Origin of the sequence: Flavobacterium sp. (genome assembly GCF_035456085.1) — a bacterium.
Classification (GTDB): domain Bacteria; phylum Bacteroidota; class Bacteroidia; order Flavobacteriales; family Flavobacteriaceae; genus Flavobacterium.
Map to the genome: position 1 here is coordinate 1 of NZ_DATIDY010000120.1, position 9,508 is coordinate 9,508.

8 protein-coding genes are annotated in these 9,508 nt (G+C 33.1%); 6 read left to right on the forward strand and 2 right to left on the reverse strand.

Features of this window, described 5'->3' with window-relative positions; all coding sequences use genetic code 11:
- From VLC96_RS09240 to VLC96_RS09250, 3 genes are all read left to right on the forward strand, one after another.
- Positions 1–610, forward strand: a 610-nt coding sequence (locus VLC96_RS09240; protein ID WP_325262344.1) for a phospholipase A, incomplete at its 5' end; no start/stop codon positions are given.
- A 259-nt stretch (positions 611–869) separates the two neighbouring features.
- Entirely contained in the window at positions 870–1,319 is a 450-nt protein-coding gene (locus tag VLC96_RS09245; protein WP_325262346.1) for a response regulator, read from the forward strand.
- A gap of 11 nt (positions 1,320–1,330) precedes the next feature.
- The gene (locus VLC96_RS09250) at positions 1,331–4,981 is read left to right on the forward strand and encodes a PAS domain S-box protein (RefSeq protein ID WP_325262348.1); all 3,651 of its coding nucleotides are present in this window, start codon (positions 1,331–1,333) and stop codon (positions 4,979–4,981) included.
- A 73-nt stretch (positions 4,982–5,054) separates the two neighbouring features.
- On the opposite strand, the gene VLC96_RS09255 is transcribed toward VLC96_RS09250, so the two are convergent.
- The gene (locus VLC96_RS09255; RefSeq protein WP_325262350.1) at positions 5,055–5,642 is read right to left on the reverse strand and encodes a DUF4142 domain-containing protein; all 588 of its coding nucleotides are present in this window, start codon (positions 5,640–5,642) and stop codon (positions 5,055–5,057) included.
- A gap of 240 nt (positions 5,643–5,882) precedes the next feature.
- On the opposite strand from VLC96_RS09255, the gene VLC96_RS09260 reads away from it, so the two are divergent.
- The 3 genes from VLC96_RS09260 to VLC96_RS09270 are packed head-to-tail and all read left to right on the forward strand — an operon-like array spanning position 5,883 to position 7,992.
- Positions 5,883–6,614, forward strand: coding sequence for a DNA-formamidopyrimidine glycosylase family protein (locus tag VLC96_RS09260; RefSeq protein WP_325262351.1), 732 nt, complete (start codon positions 5,883–5,885; stop codon positions 6,612–6,614).
- A complete protein-coding gene (locus VLC96_RS09265) occupies positions 6,611–7,339 on the forward strand; it encodes a DUF72 domain-containing protein (protein WP_325262352.1) in 729 nt (242 codons plus the stop codon). The genes VLC96_RS09260 and VLC96_RS09265 overlap by 4 nt, the downstream gene beginning before the upstream one ends.
- Positions 7,336–7,992, forward strand: a complete 657-nt coding sequence (locus VLC96_RS09270) for a DUF6766 family protein (protein WP_325262354.1) — start codon at positions 7,336–7,338, stop codon at positions 7,990–7,992. The genes VLC96_RS09265 and VLC96_RS09270 overlap by 4 nt, the downstream gene beginning before the upstream one ends.
- A gap of 93 nt (positions 7,993–8,085) precedes the next feature.
- Here VLC96_RS09270 and VLC96_RS09275 read toward each other — a convergent pair whose 3' ends face one another.
- Complete coding sequence (locus tag VLC96_RS09275; RefSeq protein WP_325262356.1) at positions 8,086–8,940, reverse strand: SDR family oxidoreductase; 855 nt, start codon at positions 8,938–8,940, stop codon at positions 8,086–8,088.
- Positions 8,941–9,508: the final 568 nt, after the last annotated feature.

The following is a 9,508-nucleotide window of genomic DNA, read 5'->3' on the forward strand; positions in this document are numbered from 1 at the left end:
TACAATGCAATTCAGTTTCAAGACCAAATTGGCTCAAAGAATCTTTGGTAACGGGGCTTTATGGTTGGCATATACACAAAAATCATATTGGCAAGTTTACAATGCCGAATTTTCAAGGCCTTTTAGGGAAACCAATTATGAGCCTGAAATTATTTTTAATTATCCGATGAAATTTGATTTTTTAAAATTAAAAATGCTTGGTTTTGCATTTAACCATCAATCAAATGGAAGAGAAGGACATAAATTCACCAGAAGTTGGAATCGGATTATCTTGGGTGCAGGCTTTGAAGATAAGCAGTGGAGCCTTCTTTTTAGAACTTGGTTTGCATTTGAAACTGTCGAAAATCCCGATATTGAAGATTATATGGGAAGAGCTGATTTTACTTGTAATTATAGGCTCAAGAAACATTTATTGACATTAAAAGCACAACATTCTTTACGATTTGGAGATGACAATCATGGTAGTATTGAGTTTGATTGGGCTTTCCCGATATATGGAAATCTAAAAGGATACGCACAGTTTTTTCACGGATATGGAGACGCTATGATTGATTATAATCAAATCCATACAATCGCTGGAATTGGAATTGTATTTGCGGGAACATTGTAGAAACCACAGCTTTATACTACTAAAGTCCTCTTTTTTTAACATTATGATACAATAAAGAAGTTATTAGCGTTTTTAACATAAAAAAATCATGTAATTTATCCAATGCAAATCATTTTTTCATATCTTCGTAAGTAATAGATAAGCTACACATAGTTTCCCCCTTAGATTAATAATAATACTGAAAAGTTCTAAAAGTTATCCCCAAAAACTTAAGAAACAGCATTATATATTATTATTAGTTCAAAAACTTTTTTACTTAATGAATAGAATTAAATACAACATTTTACTAGCAGATGACGATGAAGACGACTGCGATTTCTTCAAAGATGCTTTAGATGAACTACAACTTCCCGTCAATCTTGTTATTGTTAATGACGGTCAACAACTAATGAATTTTTTATTAGAAACTTCAATTGACAATTTACCAGACCTTCTTTTTTTAGATCTAAATATGCCTAAAAAAAGTGGATTTGAATGTTTAACAGAGATTAGACAAATTGATAAATTAAAAAACCTTCCCGTCATTATTTTTTCCACTTCTCTTAATAATGAGATTGTGGATTTGACGTATAAAAACGGAGCTATACACTACATTCAGAAGCCTGGTGAGTTTCCTAAATTAAAAAGGGTAATCGAAAATGCACTCATTACGACTACAAAAAATAATTTTAAGCAGCCCATAAGAGATTATTTTATTCTTCAACCCTAATTTCATATTGAATGAGCAATACCCCCGATAATAAACATTATTATTTCCTCTCAGGAGGTGGTGAAATGGGCGAATTGATGCGGGCGAAAGATTGGGGTAAAACATCATTGGGAACTCCAGATACTTGGCCACAAAGTCTAAGGACAGCATTGAGCATTATTTTAAATTCTAAATTTCCTATGTTTATATGGTGGGGATCAGAGCTTAACTGCTTTTATAATGATGCCTATCGGCCAAGCCTTGGAAACAACGGAAAACATCCGCATATCTTAGGACAAAAAGCAGAAGAAGCCTGGTCTGAAATCTGGCCAATTATTTATCCGTTAATTGAGCAGGTATTGACTGGAAATGGAGCAACATGGAGTGAGGACCAACTTATTCCAATATACCGCAATGGTAAGATTGAAGATGTTTACTGGACCTTTGGTTACAGTCCAATCTATGATGAATCTGAAAAAATTGCCGGTGTATTAGTTGTTTGCAATGAAACCACAGAAAATGTAAAAACGCTGAAAAAATTAGAAGAAAGCAATAACCGCTATCTTAACAACATTATTCAGGCTCCAACAGCAATGTGCGTTTATAGAGGAGAAAATCATATCATTGAAATTGCCAACGAGCAAATGCTTAGCTTATGGGGAAAAAAAATGGATGAAATACTCAATAAACCTATTGTTGAAGCGTTGCCTGAAACAAAAGAACAAGGTTTACAACAAATAATCCATAACGTTTTTACTACCGGGAAAAGATATACAGCAAATGAACGATCTACTCAAATCATTCGCAATGGAAAACCAGAAACGATTTATATCAATTATGTTTATGATGCGCTCAAAGAATCAGACGGAACTATTTCTGGTGTGGTAGCCATAGCTGTTGAAGTAACGCCACACGTAGTTTCCCGCACAAAAATTGCTGAAAGCGAACATAAAGTAAGAGCAATTGTAGAAAATGCACCTTTCCCTATCGCTGTATATGTTGGCGAAGAAATGCGTATTGAAATGGCCAACGAATCTATTATTGCTATTTGGGGAAAAGGAAATAATGTTATTGGTAAATCATTTATGGATGTTTTACCTGAACTGGATAATCAACTTGTATTTGAACAAATTAAAGCAGTCTATAGAACAGGGCAAGCTTTTCATACCAAAAACACCCCTCTGGATTTGATCGTTGACGGAAAATTGGGCAAGTATTATTTTAATTACAGTTTGACACCTCTATATGATGTAAAAGGCAAGATATATGGGGTTATGAATACTGGTGTTGACTTGACAGACTTAAATGTAGCCAAGAAAAAAATAGAAGAAAGTGATAAACGTTTTCGAAATACTGTTAAGCAAGCTCCTGTTGGAATTACCATTTTACGCGGTCCTGAATATATAGCTGAAATGGCTAATGAAGCATATTTAAAATTAATTGACAAAGTTGAAAGTTCTTTTGTAGGCAAACCATTATTTGATTCATTACCAGAAGCAAAAGATTCTGTAAGTAGGCTTTTAAATGATGTTTATAATACAGGAAATCCATATCATGGCAACGAAGTTCCGATTCCGATAAATAGATACGGGAAAACAGAAATCTGTTTTTTTGATTTTTTATATTATCCACTAAAAGAAATAGATGGAGAAATTTCGGGCATTATTGTCACCGTTACTGAGGTTACCGAAAAAGTAGGATCCAGAAAAAAAACAGAGCAAAATGAAGAAAGACTTAATATCATAGTTGAAGCTAGTGAACTAGGAACGTATGAAGTTAATTTAAAAAACAATGAATACACTTATTCTTATAGATTGCTCGAAATTATTGGTGGATATCCTAATTTTCAAAAATTAACCCAGCAAGAATTATTAAAGCATATTCATCCTGATGATATGCATATTCGCAATACTGCATTCACAAATTCGTTGACTTCTGGGAGCATACATTATGAATCCAGAGTTATATGGTTAGACGGATCCATTCACTGGATGGAGTTAAAAGGAAAAGTTTTTTATGATAATGAAAATATACCAGATAAAATTTTAGGTACAACCCGTGATATTACTAATGAAAAAAATCATCAGCAGGAACTGGAAGAAAGTGAACAAAAGTTCAGACTTCTTGCTGATTCAATGCCTCAACATATATGGATATCTGATCCCTCAGGTAAATTGACTTATTACAATCAGTCGGTTTATGAATATACAGGTCTAACTTTTGAAGAAATAGAAAAAGGCGGATTGTTGCAAATTGTTCATCCGGACGATTTGGAAGCTAATATAAAAACCTGGAAAGAGTCCTTGGCTTCTGGGCACGATTTTTTATTCGAACATCGATTCCGCAGACATGATGGACAATATCGCTGGCAATTAAGCCGCGCCATTCCTCAAATAGATGAAAACGGAAAAATACAAATGTGGGTTGGTACCAGCACCGATATACAAGAACAAAAAATATTTGCAAACGAATTAGAAAAACAGGTAAAAGAACGTACAAAAGAACTAAGCTTAATAAATGAATCTCTTGAAAAAAGTGAAGAACGATATCATTTAATGGTCGAAGAAATACAGGATTATTCCATTTTATATCTAAATCATCAAGGCATTATAGAAAATTGGAATTTAGGTGCCGAAAAAATAAATGGATATAAAGCTGAAGAAGTTATTGGAAAAAATTTCGACATATTTTTTACAGAATCGGACAGGAAAAATAACTTACCTGGAAATTTGTTGAAGACTGCTATCGAAAAAGGCAAAGCTGTACAAGAAGGCTGGAGAATGAGAAAAAACAAAACACTTTTCTGGGCAAATATTGTAATTACTGCTGTATACAACAAAAAAAAGGAACTCATCGGATTTTCAAAAGTTACACATGATCTTACTGATAAAAAAGAAGCCGATGACAAATTAAAACTCAACGGATTGGAGCTTCAGCAAAAAAATGCAGAATTGGAGAAAATGAATAAAGAACTTCAATCGTTTGCCTATATTTCTAGCCATGATTTACAAGAACCTTTGAGAAAAATTCAAACATTTGCTTCACAAATTATAGCTAAAGAGTCCGATAACTTATCTGAGACCGGGAAAGATAAATTCAGACGAATGCAAAATGCTGCTCAACGCATGCAAGCCTTGATTAATGATTTGCTGACTTATTCCAAAACTAACATTCAGGAGTTAAAATATGAAAAAACAAATCTTTATGACTTAATTGAAGAGGTTAAAGAAGATTTAGCTGAAGAATTGGAACAAAAAAATGCTGTAATCGAAACTGATGAAGTATGCCGTGATATTAATTTGAAAATCATTCCGTTTCAATTCAGACAACTGTTGTATAATCTTTTAAGCAACTCCATTAAATTCTCGAAACCAGACATCAATCCACTGATAAAGATTCAATGCAAAATTGCAAAAGGATCAACATTAAACAACAATAAACTAACAGGCGAAACCAATTATTGTCATCTTCAGGTTTCAGATAATGGTATAGGTTTTGAACAAGAATTTGATAAAAAGATTTTTGAAGTTTTCCAACGCCTACACGGAAAAACCGAATATGACGGAACCGGAATAGGACTAGCCATTGTGAAAAAAATTGTCGAAAATCATTCGGGAATTATTTCAGCAACCAGTCAACAAAACATGGGAGCAACATTTGATATTTATATTCCATTTTTTTAATACCAACATTATGAAACAAAAAATGCACCAATTTATCACTGGTGCATTTTTTTGTATTTTAAACAAAGGTTAATTATTTATTTCCTTCAGTTTTTTCTTTTAACTCTTTGGCAACATCATGATGAGTAGTCAAAGTAGTTACCTGACGTGAAGTCCAAAGTTTGATATCGGCATCAGTTGCTTTTTGTGAAATTTCAGTATATTTATCAACTGCTTGCTTATGTCCATCAGCCATCATATCAATAAATTTTTCGTCAAAATCAGCTCCTGATTTTTTATTTAAATCATCAAATTTATCACGATCATCGTCGCTAATTGCAGCTGGAAGGGTAATTCCTTTTTTGGTTGCTAAATCTTTTAATTCATCTAATGCTTTAGAATGATCAGTTACAAGAGTTTGTGCATATTTTTTCACATCAGCACTTACCCCTTTTTGTAAAGCCAATTTTCCAATTTCGATTTCCAAAATATTAATTTCGGCCGCATCAACTAAGTAATCTGCATCGTCTTCGACAGCGTCATTATCAATTTTTTGATCGTTTACATCTTCAGCCACCTCTTTCGGGTCTTCATGTTTTGGTTCGTTTTTACAAGAATTCATTGTAAATACCAATAATCCTGCACCTAAAATAACCTTACTAAAATTGAATATCTTTTTCATGTTTTTAATTTTTAAATTAATGTTTTAAAGTTTATACAAATCTATTTTCTTTTAACCTTTCCTATCTTACATCTTTTTTAAGAAATCTTATATTATTCGAATATTTGATTAGAACTACTGAAAAAACATTGATTTCAAACCAATTGCATCAATTTATAAGTGCAAATAATATAATCTTCACTATAAATCATATAAAACCAAACACGGCATAAGAGGTAATTTTAATTAAAATTAAATGATATGCCAGAAGGTCCTTCTATAGTGATTTTAAAAGAAGCTGTCCAACAATTTACAGGACAAAAAGTGCTTTCAGTTTCTGGAAACAGCAAAATTGATATAGATCGAATCCAAAACCAAACGGTGAATGCATTTAAAAGCTGGGGCAAACATTTTCTCATTTGCTTTGACGATTTTACGTTAAAAGTCCATTTATTAATGTTTGGCTCATATCGAATTAACGAACGAAAAGATACTACTCCAAGATTAAGCATGGTATTTGCCAATGGAGAATTTAATCTATATACGTGTTCTATAAAATTCTTGGAAGGCAATGTCAATTTACATTATGACTGGTCTGCCGATGTTTTGAATGACGAATGGGATCCGAAAATGGCAAAAAAAAAGCTTCAGAAAATCCCAAAACATATGATTTGTGATGCTGTTTTGGATCAGGATATTTTCTCTGGAGTTGGAAACATTATCAAAAACGAAGTGCTGTATCGAACATACGTTCATCCTGAATCATTGGTTGGTAAAATCCCAGAAGAAAAATTGGAAACAATCATTGACGAATGTTCCATTTACAGTTTTCAGTTTTTGGAATGGAAAAAGAATTACGAACTCAAAAAACACTGGCTGGCATATACCAAAAAAGTTTGTTTAAGATGCGACTTGCCTATTCACCATAAGAAAACAGGAGTAAAAAACCGCAGAAGTTTTTATTGTCCAAATTGCCAAAAATTATATTTATGAATAAAAAGCTTTACATAGGATGTTCGAGTTTTTCTAATTCATATTGGAAAAAAGTATTTTATCCTCAAGATTTGCCATCTTCCAAATGGTTTCAATATTACTGTACGCATTTTAACACCTACGAAATCAACGGAACATTTTACAAATTTCCGACACCAAAAATTATGGAAAATTGGTATGCCAAAGCGCCAAATGATTTTTTGTTTTCGGTAAAAGCACCTCAGGACATCACCCATTATAAAAAATTTGTTGGCTGCGAAAACTTGCTCAATGACTTCTACACGGTTTGCGACAACGGTCTAAAACACAAACTAGGCCCGATATTGTTTCAATTGCCTCCGAGCTATCATTATTCGCACGATAAATTGGATTTTATTATCAATCAATTAGATATGAATTATGATAATGTAATCGAATTTCGCCATCCGAGCTGGTGGATTCCTGAAGTATGGACAGCATTGGATAAAAATAATATCACTTTTTGCAGTGTCAGCCATCCGCAATTGCCAGAAACTATTTTTACCACTTTTCCCAATATTTATATCAGGCTCCATGGGAGAGAAAAAATGTTTTATTCTGAATATTCAACTGAAGAATTACAAGCAATAAACCAAATTATTGAACGAAATAAAACAAAACCAGCTTTTATTTACTTTAATAATACAGCAAGCACAGCGGGAATTCTGAATGCTTTGGAAATCAAAAAATTAAATCAGACGCAATGAAAAAATTGATAAAAGACAATAGTTTGTCACTTGCTTTCCTTTTACTATTTATAATTTCGATTGCATTGCAAATTATTTTTGGACTAAAGGAATATAATAAATTCCTAATCGAAAATGATGCACCAGCGGTTGATATTGTCAGCTATTTGCAGTCGGGACATTTTATAGAATCTACTTTTGAGAATTGGGAAAGCGAATTTCTTCAAATGTTGCTTTTTGTCGTTTTTACAATTTTTTTACAACAAAGAGGCTCATCAGAATCTAAAGATTTCAGCAAAGAAGAAGATGTTGATCAAGAACCATCGCCTGATAGAAAAGATGCTCCTTGGCCAGTCAGAAAAGGCGGTTTTGTACTGGCAATCTATAAACACTCACTTTCAATAGCGCTGTTTTTACTGTTTCTTTTAAGTTTTGTACTCCATTTTTATGGAAGTTTAAAGGACGAAAACAAATCGCATATATTGAAAAACGAATCCTTGGAAACAGCTGCCAACTATATAGCCGATTCCCGATTTTGGTTTGAATCGTTCCAAAACTGGCAAAGCGAATTTTTATCAGTATATGCAATTGTAGTACTTTCCATTTATTTGAGACAAATAGGATCTTCGCAATCCAAACCAGTTGATGCACCTAATAGTGAAACTGGCGAATAATTTGCTTTTTGTTTAAAAAAAATCAACCACATAAATTCAGAGATTCAGAAATCTATGAATTTATGTGGTTAACTGTTTATTTATAACTGCTTTTTATCCTCCAACCATTTCTCCACCATTTATATGAATAAATTGGCCTGTTACATAACTACTATCTTCGGAAGCTAAATATACATAAGCAGGCGCAACTTCTGATGGCTGTCCAGCTCTTCCCATAGGAGTATCTTGGCCAAAAGTGGCGACATGTTCTTTATCAAAACTTGCTGGAATTAGCGGTGTCCAGATTGGTCCTGGAGCAACTCCATTGACACGGATTTTTCTGCCCACAAGCATACCTGACAGTGCCCTTGTAAAACTAACAATAGCACCTTTGGTACTTGAGTAATCTACTAAATGTTCGCTACCTCTATAAGCCGTTACCGAACTCGTATTGATAATGCAATCGCCTTCTTGCAGATATTGTAACGCAAATTTTGTAATATAGAAATAGGGATAAATGTTGGTTTCGAAAGTGGTTTGCAATTGCTTTTCGGATATTTCTTCTAGTTCATTTTTAGGAAATTGAACTGCAGCATTATTTACAATGATATTCAGTGCTCCGAATGTTTTTTTACAAAGTTTTACAGCATTTTCGCAGAACTTGCTATCTTTCAAATCTCCGCTGATAATCAGGCACTCCTGCCCTTCTTCTTCGATTAATTGCTTCGTTTTTTTGGCATCTTTATCTTCTTTTAAATAGATAATAGCCACATTTGCCCCTTCTCTGGCAAAATGAACTGCAACACTACGTCCAATTCCGCTGTCGCCACCGGTTATCAATGCGACTTTTCCTTTTAGTTTTTCGCTACCCTTATAATTTTCGCGAATAATCTCTGGTTCTGGAATCATTTTATATTCATCTCCAGGAAGTGTTTGCTTTTGTTTTGGAATATTTTTTAACTCTTTCATGATCTTATTTTTTTAAAAATTAGTGATCTTTTTAATATCTCGATGGAATTTGTTTTTAACACTTAAAGACGTAAATTTCATTGTGTTGAAAAAACATTTTATTTACCTAGAAAACAACACAATAAACCTTGCACTTAATTTTATAGAATATCCAATCATTTATCACAATCTTGTCATTCCGTAGGAATCTCCGCATGAAACTCTACAAAGATTGGCGCTTTTTGATTGCGGAGCTACTCGTGGAGATTCCTACGGAATGACAAAACAGTACCTATATTCGCTATTTAATAGTTTTTCAGCAGGCCATAATTCTCAATTCCTTTAAAAAAGAAAAACAGCTACTAGGAGCTGTTTTCGAATATATTAGGTGCTGTCACAGCTAACTAGTATTAAATTCCTTCTCTTTCTATTCGTATAAAAACTAAAAAACCATGCATTGATCTATTAGAAATTAATTTGAAATCCCTTTGCAATTTATTAGTGAACAATCTTGCTTTCTCGATAAGAAAGTCAGTTGTAAATAGTTCCAACGAAAGGTTTATAACAAAATCTGAAGCTTTGTTTATTT